The sequence below is a fragment of the Roseiflexus castenholzii DSM 13941 genome (assembly GCF_000017805.1).
GTDB lineage: Bacteria > Chloroflexota > Chloroflexia > Chloroflexales > Roseiflexaceae > Roseiflexus > Roseiflexus castenholzii.
The window spans coordinates 3,612,185-3,625,643 of the sequence record NC_009767.1; the positions used below are offsets into that span (position 1 = coordinate 3,612,185).

At 59.2% G+C, this 13,459-nt stretch carries 10 protein-coding genes; 6 read left to right on the forward strand and 4 right to left on the reverse strand.

Features of this window, described 5'->3' with window-relative positions; all coding sequences use genetic code 11:
- Positions 1 to 35: 35 nt before the first annotated feature.
- Positions 36 to 428, reverse strand: coding sequence for a hypothetical protein (locus tag RCAS_RS14410; RefSeq protein WP_012121289.1), 393 nt, complete (start codon positions 426 to 428; stop codon positions 36 to 38).
- 342 nt (positions 429 to 770) lie between these two features.
- On the opposite strand from RCAS_RS14410, the gene RCAS_RS14415 reads away from it, so the two are divergent.
- Positions 771 to 1,571 (forward strand): response regulator transcription factor, encoded by an 801-nt coding sequence (locus RCAS_RS14415; RefSeq protein ID WP_012121290.1) that lies wholly within the window; start codon positions 771 to 773, stop codon positions 1,569 to 1,571.
- A gap of 339 nt (positions 1,572 to 1,910) precedes the next feature.
- Here the strand turns inward: RCAS_RS14415 and RCAS_RS14420 are convergent, their stop codons facing one another.
- Positions 1,911 to 2,999 carry an aminotransferase-like domain-containing protein gene (locus RCAS_RS14420; protein WP_012121291.1) on the reverse strand — a complete coding sequence of 363 codons (1,089 nt, stop codon included), beginning with the start codon at positions 2,997 to 2,999 and terminating at the stop codon, positions 1,911 to 1,913.
- A gap of 150 nt (positions 3,000 to 3,149) precedes the next feature.
- Here RCAS_RS14420 and RCAS_RS14425 point away from each other — a divergent pair, with 150 nt between their 5' ends.
- The gene (locus RCAS_RS14425; protein WP_012121292.1) at positions 3,150 to 3,365 is read left to right on the forward strand and encodes a YgaP family membrane protein; all 216 of its coding nucleotides are present in this window, start codon (positions 3,150 to 3,152) and stop codon (positions 3,363 to 3,365) included.
- A gap of 190 nt (positions 3,366 to 3,555) precedes the next feature.
- Here RCAS_RS14425 and RCAS_RS14430 read toward each other — a convergent pair whose 3' ends face one another.
- Both RCAS_RS14430 and RCAS_RS14435 read right to left on the reverse strand, forming a co-directional pair.
- Positions 3,556 to 4,374 (reverse strand): class I SAM-dependent methyltransferase, encoded by an 819-nt coding sequence (locus RCAS_RS14430; RefSeq protein WP_012121293.1) that lies wholly within the window; start codon positions 4,372 to 4,374, stop codon positions 3,556 to 3,558.
- A 290-nt stretch (positions 4,375 to 4,664) separates the two neighbouring features.
- Positions 4,665 to 8,018: a S41 family peptidase gene (locus RCAS_RS14435; RefSeq protein ID WP_012121294.1), complete on the reverse strand. Its 3,354-nt coding sequence runs from the start codon at positions 8,016 to 8,018 to the stop codon at positions 4,665 to 4,667.
- A 632-nt stretch (positions 8,019 to 8,650) separates the two neighbouring features.
- Here RCAS_RS14435 and RCAS_RS14440 point away from each other — a divergent pair.
- The 4 genes from RCAS_RS14440 to RCAS_RS14455 all read left to right on the forward strand — a co-directional run bounded on the left by RCAS_RS14440 (position 8,651) and on the right by RCAS_RS14455 (position 13,401).
- Positions 8,651 to 10,543: a peptide ABC transporter substrate-binding protein gene (locus RCAS_RS14440; protein ID WP_012121295.1), complete on the forward strand. Its 1,893-nt coding sequence runs from the start codon at positions 8,651 to 8,653 to the stop codon at positions 10,541 to 10,543.
- A gap of 93 nt (positions 10,544 to 10,636) precedes the next feature.
- Complete coding sequence (locus RCAS_RS14445; protein WP_012121296.1) at positions 10,637 to 11,560, forward strand: ABC transporter permease; 924 nt, start codon at positions 10,637 to 10,639, stop codon at positions 11,558 to 11,560.
- 18 nt (positions 11,561 to 11,578) lie between these two features.
- A complete protein-coding gene (locus tag RCAS_RS14450; RefSeq protein ID WP_012121297.1) occupies positions 11,579 to 12,481 on the forward strand; it encodes an ABC transporter permease in 903 nt (300 codons plus the stop codon).
- 359 nt (positions 12,482 to 12,840) lie between these two features.
- Positions 12,841 to 13,401, forward strand: coding sequence for a DUF2087 domain-containing protein (locus RCAS_RS14455; RefSeq protein WP_041330831.1), 561 nt, complete (start codon positions 12,841 to 12,843; stop codon positions 13,399 to 13,401).
- Positions 13,402 to 13,459: the final 58 nt, after the last annotated feature.

Below are 13,459 nucleotides of genomic sequence, written 5' to 3' on the forward strand. Positions count from 1 at the left end.
CTTCTTCGACAAATCGGCCATATCACTCCACACCTCTAGAAGCTCATGCTTTCAAATGCGATCCCCATGCGCACTGCCCGTCGATAGGATGCATCACCGGCAATCTCACGCAGCGTCCGATATAACAGATCGCGTTCCAGCGGCTCATTATAGCACTGCACCAAGCGCCGGATCGGCTCTGCCAATTCACCGGACGGGCAGAACGCATACGCGGGTCCGTCCTTTGTCATCGTTTCGGACAACACGCCGCCTTCTGCCAGTTCGCGCAGTGCTTCGCGCGTACTCCAGATATCGCGATAGATCCGATCCGCCACCTGTGCGGCCGTTGCATACAGGCATCGACGCTCGGCGAACATCAGCGCCAGTTGCAATTTGAGAGGCGTATCGATCACTCCTTCGAGCAACGAACGCACGCTCTGGTCGATCATTGACCTGCCTCCTCTCGAACTAGAGTCGTCAGCGACCTCATCCACCAGCGGTTCGCGCAAAAACGCTCCAGCCGACATGGGCATCCTGCGTGCGTGGAAGGAGCCTCTCCGGGTCGGCATAACACGTATGCCTTTGATTGTGGATTTTATCACAAGATGGTCAAGCGCTGTTTCCAGTATACTACAAAAGGTGGGCAATTACTAGATGGTTTTGAGGCATCAGTTTCAAACTCACCATTATGAGTTGACATCCATCCACCTTTGATGCTACCATCCATCGAACAGGCAGTGCATCTGTTCGATGGCGCCGCAGACACCGCGCGCCGGTGAAGGGGGAAAGCCATGAGTCAGTCGGAGCGAATACTGCTGGTGGACGATGAAGCCAACATTCGGTTAACGCTAAGCGCCATGCTGACACGCGCTGGCTATGATGTGACGACTGCTTCCGGCGGGGCTGAGGCGATCACGCTCCTCGAAGAGCAAACGTTCGATCTTCTGATTGTTGATCTGAAAATGCCCGGCGTCGACGGCATGCAGGTGGTGACATCCGCACGCGCGCATCATCCGGATGTGCCGATCATTATCCTGACGGGGCATGGTTCGCTCGAAACCGCCATTGAAGGGTTGCGCCACGGCATCTTCGACTATCTGTTGAAGAATACCGAGCCGGCAAAAGTGCTCGAGCGCGTCCAGGCGGCGTTGCAGGCGCATGCTGCCGAGCAGCGGCGACGCACGCTTCTGAATGCCGTTGAAGCCGCCGTTCAGGAATTGCGTGGCTCAGTTGCCGCAACTGCCGAGACGCCTCCGGCGCCCCAAACCGAGCGCACGATCGTCATTGGTCAACTGCAACTCGATACGTGGCGTCAGGTTGCGACGCTTGGCGGACGCACATTGGCGTTGACGCCGACTGAGTTCCGGGTGCTCCTCTGCCTTGCGGAGCACGCCGGCACGATGCTGTCGTACAGCCAGTTGGTGAAGTGCGCTCAAGGATACGATGCCAGCGATCTGGAGGCGGGCGAACTGATCAAACCCCACATCCATCACCTGCGCCAGAAACTGGAGCCCGATCCCAGTTCGCCGCGCTATATCCTCAATGTGCGCGGGAAGGGGTATCTTCTCGCCGTCAACAACGAATCCTCATAATACTCATCAGGGGCATCCCGCGCGCGCGGCGCTGTAATCTCCCCGCTCCCGCGCGCGGGAGAGATGCGGGGGGTGAGGGGATTGCTTCGACCGACGCAGCCGGTCGCGCCATGACCGCGCACCCCGGCACGCCCACAGGAGGAGGACCCGCGCGCGGCGCTGTAATCTCCCCGCTCCCGCGCGCGGGAGAGATGCAGGGGGTGAGGGGATTGCTTCGACCGGCTGCGCCGGTCGCGCCATGACCGCGAACATCGCCACACCGCCGCAGGACGGACCCGCGCGCGCGGCGCAGCGCCCTTCATTCATTCAGTCCAATGGTTGACCGTCGGGTACGGGCTTCTAGAGCAGCGATGCCAGGCGACGCATGCCTTCATCGATCTGCTCCGGCGTTACGGCACAGAACGGCAGGCGCACAAAACGTTCGCCATCCGGCATCGGGCCCTCGTCAGGATCGGCGAAGAACGCCTGCCCCTCGGTCAGCACCAACCCGATCTCCTTCGCGCGCGCAACAAGATTGCGAGTGTTGGCGTCAGCCGGAAGGGTCACGCTCACGAAGAAGCCGCCATCCGGCTCAGAAGCGACGACACCCTTCAGATAGCGACGCACGGCGCTCATCATCGCCTCCCAACGCGGTCGGTACAGTTCCTTCAACCGCTCGATGTTCGGCGCCATCCACCCACGCCGGATGAATTCGGCAACCGCCGCCTGCGTCGGCAGCACCGGCGACAGATAGGTGTTTTCACCTTCCTTCGTCACCGCCGCCGCCAGCGACGACGGCGCAACCATGTACCCAACACGCATGCCGGGGCTGAGGAGTTTACTGAACGATGTGATAGTAATCACACGATCCGGATTGATCGCGCGCATCATTGGCACACTGTCGCCGCGGTAACGGAGCAGGCGATAGGGAATATCTTCAATAACCCAGAAACCGTACCGGTCGGCAATCTCCAGAATGGCGCGCCGTTTTTCCAGCGATGTTGTGACGCCCGCCGGGTTCTGGAAGTCGGGCACGGTGTAGAGAAATGCTGGCGTCTGGCGTTTGACCTCCGCTTCCAGGCGCGTTACATCGAGACCGTCCCTTTCGAGCGGAATGCCGACCACGCGCGCGCCGCGACGCCGAAACGTCGTGATTGCCCGGTCGTAACTCGGCTGCTCGGTCAGGACAGTCGCACCGGGACGAACCAGATGCGCCGCCAGCAGGTCTTGTAGTTGCAATGATCCGTTGGCGACCATGATTTCATTGTCGTTGACGCCATACTCGGCGGCGAGCAACGCCCGCAGCGGCGCGTAGCCGGGCTGTTGACCGTACTGGAGCACAACTGCTGCATCGGACTCGACTGCTGTTGCCAGACATTCAGCGATCTGCGCCGTCGGAAATGCGTCGGTTGGCGGAACGCCACGGGTGAAAACAATGGTGTCGTGCATTGATCCTTCCTTTGGTTAAGAGATTACCACCCAGGATTGTGAAGAATTCTACAACATATCCGCATGGATGTGTATACTAAAAGTGCTGGTTCTTTGTGATGAACCGCACAAGGTTACCGCCAGTCTACGACATTCTAGAAGGGGGACATCGTGCTGCCTGTCAACGAAAGCGTCTTTGACCGCGATATTCGCCTCGGCATTGGTCTGTTGTTGTTCCTGTTCGGCTTCTTCGGACTGACCGGCATCTGGCAAATTGTCCTGACCGTCGTTGCGGTATTGCTGATCCTCAGCGCGGTTACCGGTTTCTGTCCACTCTACGCGCTGCTCCATGTCCGAACGACATCTTCCAGACAGAGCGACAGGTAATGTCACCACCTCCACGGCGAGGAGAAGGGAGGGCGAATGCCCTCCGCTTTTTATTGTGCCGAATCGAGCGAGCCATGTCATTCCGAGCGAAGCAAAGTATCTTGTCCGCTGCCGGAACCCTTTGCTTCGCCCGGGTAGCCGACAGCGCCTGTTTTCCGCGCGCGACCATGAGTGAAGTCTTGTTGAACGACTAAACCCACCGGGCAATCATTGCATCGATCCGCGCCGAAGGCTCGTGCATCGTGTCAGGGCTGGGGTGGTCATTGATCCAGCGCTGCAAACGACGCGCCGCCTCCGCATGAAGATCGTCCGGCAACACCCAGCAACTGCTATACATCCGCTCCTGGTACCGCTGCGCCACGGACCGCACACTCTGCGGCGACTGACGGTAGGTGAGCAGCGTCGCGCGCTCTACGGTTGCGCCAGACGCTTCGAGATGCGACTGAAACCGCTCATCCAGACCATGCGGAGCGCTCTCGCGTCGCTGGTCCGGCGGAACGTTCAGTTCATCCAGGATGGCTGACCATGCCTGCTGCACCTGCATGCGTGGCGCAGGAGGATCGCCGTCCTGTTCGTTGCGTTCATCACTGAGCAGCACAATAGCGCCCCCTGGGTGCAGAACGCGGCGTACTTCGTTCAGCGTCCATCGCCAATCTGCCACCAGATGGAGCACGTGCGCCATGATCACAGCATCGAATGCCGCATTTGCCGCCGGCATATGCATCACATCGCCGCACACCAGGTACGCCTGATGGACGCGCCCATCGAGTTTCTGGCACAGTTGCCCCATCATACGCCGCGCGAGATCAACGCCGACGTAGAAGTATCCCTTCTCAATAAAGGGAAGCGCGATACGCCCTGTTCCGATGCCCGCTTCGAGTAACCGCGCGTGCTGGCTCAACTGAAGCGTTGCAACCAGCGCATCGCGCAACTGTTCGGCAACCCCCGGCGGATAGCCGCGGGTTGCGTCGTAGTAATCGACAGCACGGTCGAATGAAATGCCTGGCATAGCGTCCTGTATCCTGTGTCCGGTCTCCAGTAAATACACAAATGCGCATAAAGATGCACAAACACATCAGCGCCCAACGACTGATAGGACGACGAGAAGGACCATATCTGAGCAAAGCGAAGAATCCCGTCTCACACGCTGCCGAGACCCTTCGCTTCATCTGCGGCGCCGAAAGCGCCCGGTTTCTGCATACCACGAGGGTGAAGTTGCCGAGTGAGACGAATCCTCACCTTCAACGTCGCGCCCTCTGCGCCTCTGTACTCCCACCGGCGTGCAAACGCTTCTCACACTCAGCGTCCAGATCGTTCCTCATCACACTCTTCTTCCGGCAACGGCAAACGCGGTCGTTCACCAAATTCCGGCAGCCGGGGTGGATTGTCGTTCATCAGACGCAACACTTCGGCTATCGCGCGGTCGAGTTGCGGGTCGGCGCCGGCCACATAATCCTGTGGCCGCATCTCGACTTCGATATCCGGCTCGACGCCATGGTTCTCCAACTGCCAGCCAACCTCCGCCGACCAGAAAGAAAACTCTGGCTGGGTTGTCACCCCGCCATCGATGAGCGTGTCACGTGGATGAATACCGATCACGCCGCCCCAGGTGCGCTTGCCAATCAACGGCCCGAGTTTCATCATCTTGAAGACATGGCTGATGATGTCGCCATCGGAACCGGCCGCTTCATTGATAATTGCCACCATTGGTCCCATAATCGACTCGGGCGGATAGGGCGCCGGTTCACCCCAGCGCGAGACATCGTACCCCAGGCGTTTGCGCGCCAGTTTCTCGGCGACCAGCGGCGACACAAAGCCGCCTGCATTATACCGCACATCGACGATTAACCCCTCGCGTGCGACTTCGGCAAGGAAGCCGCGATGGAACTCGGCGTACCCGAACGCCTGCATATCGGGAATGTGAATATACCCGACACGCCCATTCGTTGCCTCGTGCACGATCGCGCGATTGCGCTCCACCCACTCGCGGTAGCGCGCCTGCGTATCGTCATGGAGCGCCTTTACTGTCACTGCGCGGAGTGTTCCATCGGCTTTCCTGAACGTCAACAACACATCGCACCCTGCCTGATTGACCAGCACCTCATGCGGCGAGACGTCACGCCCGACGCGCCAACTGCCGATCGCAATCAAGCGATCACCTGGCGCAATATTGACGCCGGGGCGCGCCAGCGGCGAACTGGCGCGTTCGTTCCACACATCGCCGGCGACAATGCGCTCGACGATATAACTGTCGGTTTCAGCGTCATAGCGCAGATCGGCGCCCAATTTCCCCAGACTGTACTGCGGTTCCGGGCGATAATCGCCGCCATACTCGTAGGTGTGTGAGGTGCCCAGTTCTCCCTGCATCTCCCACAGAAGATCGGAGAACTCGCCGCGTGTGGCGACTCGATCAAGCAGCGGCAGGTAGCGATGGTAGACGATGAGCCAGTTCACCCCCGACATATCCGGCGTCCAGAAGTGGTCACGCTGCAACCGCCAGGCTTCGCGATACATCTGCACCCACTCAGCAGGCGGCGAAATCATCAATTTGATGCGCGCCAGATCGACCCAACCGCTCTTCCGCCCCGGCTCGCTACTATTGTCCTTTGGCCTTTCACCTGCCTTGACCACGCGCACCCGGTTACCGGCACGATACATCAGCGTCTTTGAGTCATGGGAAAGAGAGAATGCAGACACGCCATCGATCAACGTTTCGCTACTGAGCGTCTCGAAATCGTACACATCGAGACGCCCGCGCGCAACCGCCGAGTCGCCCGGCATCCGGGATAGACCGAGCGCGCTTTCGACCGGAAACACCGTGAAGAGCGCCTTGCCGGGGATACCCGCTATCTGCCGGTATCGTCCGACCGGCAGCGGAAATGCCACAATCCGATTGGCAATTCCCTCCAGATCAATGGTCATCATCGGCTCGGATTTTGTCGTTCCTTGTGCTGCTCCCTCAGCACCCGGCGCATCGCCGCCCGTCTCACCGGCAGGTTTCGCCTCGCCAACCGATGGCTTGGGTGTCGCCTGATCGAGCGGATGTGGTCTCGGCACGAAGGGCGAGCGCAGGTTGGCGCGCAGCGTCACCAGGAATGGGCGCGTGCCGCGCGGGAAGCCAAGATCGAAGTGCATGTCGTCATAGACCGGATCGAAATCGCGGGACGAGATGAAGTAAAGATATTTGCCTTCTGGATCGAACGCGGGCGACCGATCAACCAGAACCGGTCGGGTGACCGGCGTGATGGTCCCGGTCGCAACCTCGCACACCTTAATGATCGAGGTCTGCCCCGTCTCCCAAAAGCCATACGCCAGCCAGCGTCCATCCGGCGACCAGGCAATGCCCAGCATCGAGGCATATCGACTCCGATCGAGCAACCGCACGGTGCGTTCAGTCAGATCGACCAGCAGCAATTCATTTCGATTGTTCGCAACCGCGACGAGCGGCGCTTTGGGAGAAACCGCAAGTGCCATAGGACGCCCAATGTCGAGACCTTCCAGGCGCACCGGTGCATCAAACGGGGAAAGAGCCGCATCCACAGCAGCGGCATCTGACGCTGCCGCTCTTTGTCCGCCATTACTGAACGCAACTGAATGGATTTCGAGCGTCTCCTCGCCAACTGCATCGCTGACCACCACAATGCGTCGGCCATCGGGCAGCCAGTCAGCCAGGCGATAGCGCACAGCGCCGGGATCGCCGTGCTGCAAGACGGCGCCTTCCCAATTGCCGAAGGTAAACGGTTTGCCACGCACGATTGCGGCAAGCGAATGACCTTCGGGATGCAACGCAACGCTCTGAAGGAAACGCGCCGGATCGACAAAACGACGCTTCCGTTGCGTTCGCGGGCTGCGCAGTTCAACCTCGATCCTGCGCGATGTGTTGGTTGCGGGATCGAACAGATACAGATCGGCGCCGGCGTGATACACAATCCGCCGTCCGTCGGTGGAAGGAAAACGAGCGTAGTACTCGCGGTGCCAGGTGTGGCGTTGCAGGTCGTCGCCCGTCGGCAGGCAGGAGTAGAGATTGCCGACTCCTTCGTGGTCGGAAACAAAGTAGATACGCTCGCCCACCCACAGGGGAATGGCAATATTGCCGGGCAGCGCAATCAGGCGCCGCCATTCGCCGGTTCCGTCTGGATCGATCCACACATCGCCGGTACGCCCGCCGCGATAGCGTTTCCAGCGCGCCGGGTCGCTTTCGTTGCGCCCAATCACAGCACCTCCGGTTGGACCATACGAGATCGTAACCGCCGGACCCGTCGGCAGGAGGCGAGGCTCGCCACCGTCGGCACGAATAGCATAGAGCAATGCCATCCGTGAAAAGGGAAGGCTGGCGGAACTGGCAAACAGTATCTCACGACCATTGCGACCCCAGCCGCAAACACGCATGGTTGCGCCGAGGAACGTCAGACGACGCGCCTCGCCGCCTTCGGCGGGCATCACAAATACCTCGCCGGGTCCTTCGTCGCGTCCGACGAATGCCAGAAGGGCGCCATCCGGCGACAGCGCCGGCGACTGAACGCTGCCGGGATTGGCGGTCAGCCGCCGCGCCACGCCGCCCGACGCCGGAACCGTCCAGAGATCGTCTTCGCAGACGAAGACAACGGTATCGTTGTGAATGGTTGGCCAGCGGTAGTATCCTTGTGGAGCCATGCTTCCCTCGTAAAGTCTATGGTATCAGCGCCGGTCGAATCGCAGGAGAGCAGCGCGCTCTGCCACTCACCTTCCACACTCATAGCAGTGTAGCACATATGGCGACTGCTGGTTCGACGCCATGCATGACCATCGTGGCACCGGGGTATCCATCGCTGCGCACCCAGGCACGGCACCGCTCACGGGTCATTGCCACGCAGTCGTTCGCGCGCACCACTATGCAGTGGCTAATGAATCGAGCGGGAAGCACGGACGCCATCCATTGCCCGCCAACCCGCGTGCATTCCCGCGCATCCGTGAGCGTGTGAGGGCGCCAATGCGCCACGTGCCTGTCAGTCCGTCAAACCTCTGTCCATTCACGAAGCGTTCTCTACTTAACCTGGCATTGACAAGCGATCCAGGTAGTGTTATTATTTCTTCACTCTTCGCTTCAGGTGGTTGCTCCCGACAATGATTGTCATAGCCGTTTCTGTTGGCGTCCAGGAAGTCGCCATTGCGCTTGAAAGGCGTTGTTTTGCCATATCCAGGAATGCAGTCGATTGCCTGATTGTCGCTCCGGCAACGAAGCTAAACGCTTCCAGGCGTCTTAGCGATAGACTCTCCTTATTTCGATGGGAAAGGAACGATAGCGCATGACAGACAACAAACGACGACTGACCCGGCGAACATTCCTGCGCGCTGCGGCTATCGGCATTGGTTCAGCGACACTTGCCGCCTGTGGCGGCGGCGGCGGCGCCACTGCTCCTACAGCGCCGCCCGCAACGGTTCCTCCGCCGACGACCGCTCCAACCCTCGCGCCGGTGCAACCCACGCCGCCTCCGACGACAGCCCCCGCGCCCACGACTGCACCAGCCAGCGCCGTGACCAACTCGCTCGGCGTCACCCTGCCGGCAAACGCAGCGCCGCTTGAGCATCAGGCATTTGTCGTCTACTTCGACATCACTGCCGACTTCACCAGCCCCAATCAGATGGAGACGATCTACAAGTCGGGAGGGTTTGGCAGCATCACCAACCTGACCGGCGATACGCTCGTGCGCCTGAATAAAGATTTTCAGGTACAACCGGCTGCTGCGCTTTCGTGGTCGTCGGATGAAACCGGCAAGGTCTGGACGTTCAACCTGGACCCCAACCTGGTCTGGAGCGATGGCACACCGGTGACAGCCGAAGACTTCGTGGCGACCTTCCGCTACGCTGCCGATCCGAAGCATGCCTGGGATTTCGCCTGGTACTACAGCGCACCCGGCGCAATCAAGAACTGGGACAAGTGCGTTGCTGGCGAACTGCCGCTGGAAGAGCTTGGCGTGACCGCCAAAGATGCCCATACGCTGGTTATCGAAACCGAAACGCCAGCCCCTTTCTTGCCCGCAAAACTGGTCTACAGCGAGGTGTTGAGCGCCGCAAAACTGAAGGAATATGGTTCTGGTCTCTATACCGCCGATCCGGCAAAGACGATTTCGTGCGGACCGTACCTGCTGAAAGAGTTCAAGCCGGGCGAGCGGGTGGTCTTCGAGATCAACCCGACGTACAAAGGCACCAACCGCCCGCGCATTGAGCGTGTCATCCAGATCGCTGCGCGACCGGAAGCCATGTTCGCCGGGTATCAGGCAGGCGAGGTGGACCGCGTGACCGGAGAGCAGTTGCAGACTGCCGATAACGAAATCATTGCCCGCGACCCCGAACTGTCGAAACAGGTGCGCCTCACTGCTGCCGATTTCCGCACGGACTACCTCTTCTTCGACTGCCAGAACCCGCCGTTCAACGACGTGCGGGTGCGCCAGGCGTTCAGCCACATCATCGATCGTGACACGCTGATCAAGACGATCATCACGCCGACGCAAGGCATCCCGGCATACTCGTTCCTGATGCCGGGATTCCCGGCGTCGAACTCCGAAGGGCTGAAGGATATTCAGCGCTACGATCCCGAACGTGGCCGCGCGCTGCTGAAGGAAGCCGGCTATGAGGGAGGCAAGGGCTTCCCCAAACTGACCCTCTGGCTGCGCAACGAACCGCAGATTCGCCAGGCGCTCGCAGCGGCGATTGCGGCGGCGATCACGCAGGAGTACGGCATCGAAGTCGAGGTCTCGAACAAAGAGTTCAAGACCTTTATGGACGCGCTCAACGCCAAGCCGACCCAGATTCAGTTCGGTATGGTGTCGTATGGCATCGACTTCCTCGATCCGTCGAATATGCTCGGCGTCTGGCTCAGCACGGGGCGCCACAACTGGTTCAACAAGAAGTTCGACGAGATGGTGCTGAAAGCGGCAGAGATGACCGATCAGGAAGCGCGCATCAAAATCTTCCAGGATGCCGAACGGTTGCTCTGCGAAGAAGCGCCGGCGGTCTTTATCTATCACCGCACCGTTGCCGATATCTACAAGCCGTATGTCGTCGGCGAGTGCTTCGAGCCGAACATCGCCGGATTCGCCGGATTGCAGTGGCCCGGCTTTACATCGATGAGCGACTCACTCCAGACGCTGTACATCAGCGATGAAGTGACAAAATATCGCAAGGCGCCGCCGAAGTAGGGGCAGATGCTCCATTGGGTTTCCTGCCGGGGCGGGTCTCACAGCCGCTCCGACAGGACGCTCAATCAGGTCTCGTGGCAAACGGAGTGGATTATGGTCGCGTATGTCGTCCAGCGGTTGGCGGGGCTGGCGTTTGTGTTCATTCTGGTATCGATTGTGGCGTTTTTGCTGATGCACGCTACCCCAGGCGGACCATTCGACGAGCCGAACATGCCGTTGCCGCCGGCTGCTAAAGAAAATATCCTGCGCAAATATGGCCTTGATCAGCCGCTGCACATTCAGTACATCAGGTATATGACGAATGCGTTGCGCGGCGACTTCGGGTACTCATTCTCCAGTCCCACCGAAACCGTCGCCCAGGTCATTGGGCGCACCTGGCCCATCAGCATCACTCTCGGCGGCATTACCGTCGTCGTGGCGCTCGGCAGCGGCATTCTGCTCGGCATTCTGGCCGCAATACGGCAGAATAGTATTCTGGATTATGTGGTCACATTCATTGCCACGCTTGGATTGACCGTGCCCAACTTCGTTATTGCGCTATGGTTGATCCTGATTTTTGCGGTTGAACTGGGGTGGTTGCCGCTTGGTGGGTGGGGAGAGGATTGGCGGCAGATTATTATGCCGATGATCGCTCTGGGTTTGGGTCCCATGGGTATTGCCACCCGCTATACTCGCGCCAGCCTGGTTGATGTCTTCACGGCAGACTATATTCGGACGGCGCGCGCCAAAGGGCTGGCGGAGCGCATGGTGGTAATGCGCCATGCGATTAAGAATGCGCTTATTCCGATTATCACGGTGCTCGGTCCACGCATTCCCGACCTGATTACCGGGACGATCTTTGTCGAAACCATGTTCCGTGTGCCGGGGCTGGGCAAGTTTTTCGTCGAAAGCGTGCTCGACCGTGATTATCCGATGATTATGGCGTTGATGTTGTTGATCGCGGTACTGTGGGGATTTGTCTATCTCATCACCGATCTGCTCTACACGATTATTGATCCGCGCGTCAAACTGACGTAGGCTATACCAGAGCATATTATGAGTGCGATTGCGGCCAAAGATACCGTCACCGGCGCCGATCCGATTATTTCGCGCCCTCCCAGTAATCTCTGGCGCGACGCCGCCATCCGCTTCTCGAAGAACAAACTGGCGATGGGGGCGCTGATTGTGGTCGGAATACTGGTGTTCCTCGGCGTGTTCGCCGATGTTCTGGCGCCACAGCCGAACTTCGCTCGTCCTATCGATGCGCGCAAGTTCCCCGGCGAAGCGGGGTATATCCTGGGCACCGATGATGTCGGGCGCGATATGCTGAAACGCCTGATCCATGGCGTGCGCACATCACTGATCGTCGGCATCTCAGTCCAGGCGATTGCGCTGGTCATTGGGGCGACTCTGGGATTGAGCGCGGGTTTTCTGGGGGGATGGGTCGATTTCTTTGTCATGCGGATTGTAGAGTTGTTCACGGCTATCCCACAATTGTTGTTTGCCCTGTTCCTGATCTCGATCTTTGGCGGTGGGTTGTTCAATGTTATTCTGGCGATTGCGTTGATCGGATGGGTCGATATTTGCCGTCTCACCCGCGCCCAACTCTTCTCGTTGCGCGAAAAGGAGTTCATCGAAGCGGCGCGCGCCATTGGCATTCCACCGTTCCAGATTGCATGGCGGCATCTGCTTCCAAATGCGCTCACACCTCTGATCATCGCCGTCACGCTTGGTATTCCCACCGCCATTTTCACCGAAGCTGGCCTCAGTTTCCTGGGGCTTGGCATCAATGAACCGACCGCCAGCCTCGGCAAGATGGTCGGCGCGTCGTTTGCGTACATCCGCGTCTACTGGCACATGGGTCTGCTCCCTACGCTCCTGATCGCTCTGATTATGCTCAGTTTCTCGTTCGTTGGCGACGGTCTGCGCGACGCGCTCGACCCGCGGTTGCGGAAGTAGGTGAGCGGCAAGGCTGGCAGAAGTTGATCGGGACTGTTCTCAACGCATGCGCGCGTCGGCGACGTGCGAGCAGCGACCTGAAGCAAGCGACGCCTGGTTGGTATCCCTTGTAATACCAATGACCTGTGAACATCCGGCATGGTCACCCCGAGCAGCACGAGGGGTCGTGCATGACCCGCTCAGATTCCTCGCTGCGTTTACCCTGAGCGAAGCGAAGGGCTTGGAATGACCAGCATGCGGCATCGTCAATCGTCATTGGTATAATCGGGATGGAACCTCCACAAAATACTGAAGAATCCAATGTGCAAAGCCGATGCGTCCAGTTTTGTCGTGCTCATACCAAAGCGGAGGAGCGACAGTTGAATTCGGAAGCGCTATCAACGACGGTGCGCTATCTCAAGGTGATGGCGCACGCCACCCGCCTCCGCATCCTGGGCATTCTTGCTGATGGAGAGTGGAGTGTTTCTGAACTGGCCGAGTTGCTTGACACAACCAGTTCGACCGTATCACGCCACCTGGCAAAACTCCAGGAAGTCGATCTCGTCCGAATGCGAATGGATGATGCAAACCACGTCTACTCCTTGAATGACGAAACGCTGCAACGAATCAACCGCGACCTGATCAGCCCCGCCAGCATTGTTGCAATTGGCGAGGAAAGCGTCGGCGATGCTTGGGAGCAGCGTGTACTTACCACGTTTCTCGATGGTGACAGACTCACGAAGATCCCCGATAAGCCCAGGAAGCGCCTGGTCATTCTCACATGGCTGGTTCAAAAGTTCTCCCCTGGAGTCAGGTATCCAGAAGCGCAGGTCAATGCGATCATCAGGCGCCATCATGACGATACCGCCACGCTACGGCGTGAACTGATCGCTGCCCGACTCATGCAGCGCGATGGCGGCGTCTACTGGCGTGTGGATTGAAGCGCGCCAGATGAACGGCGCGCGATGCAGCGATGCTGCGATAATCATATATAATGCT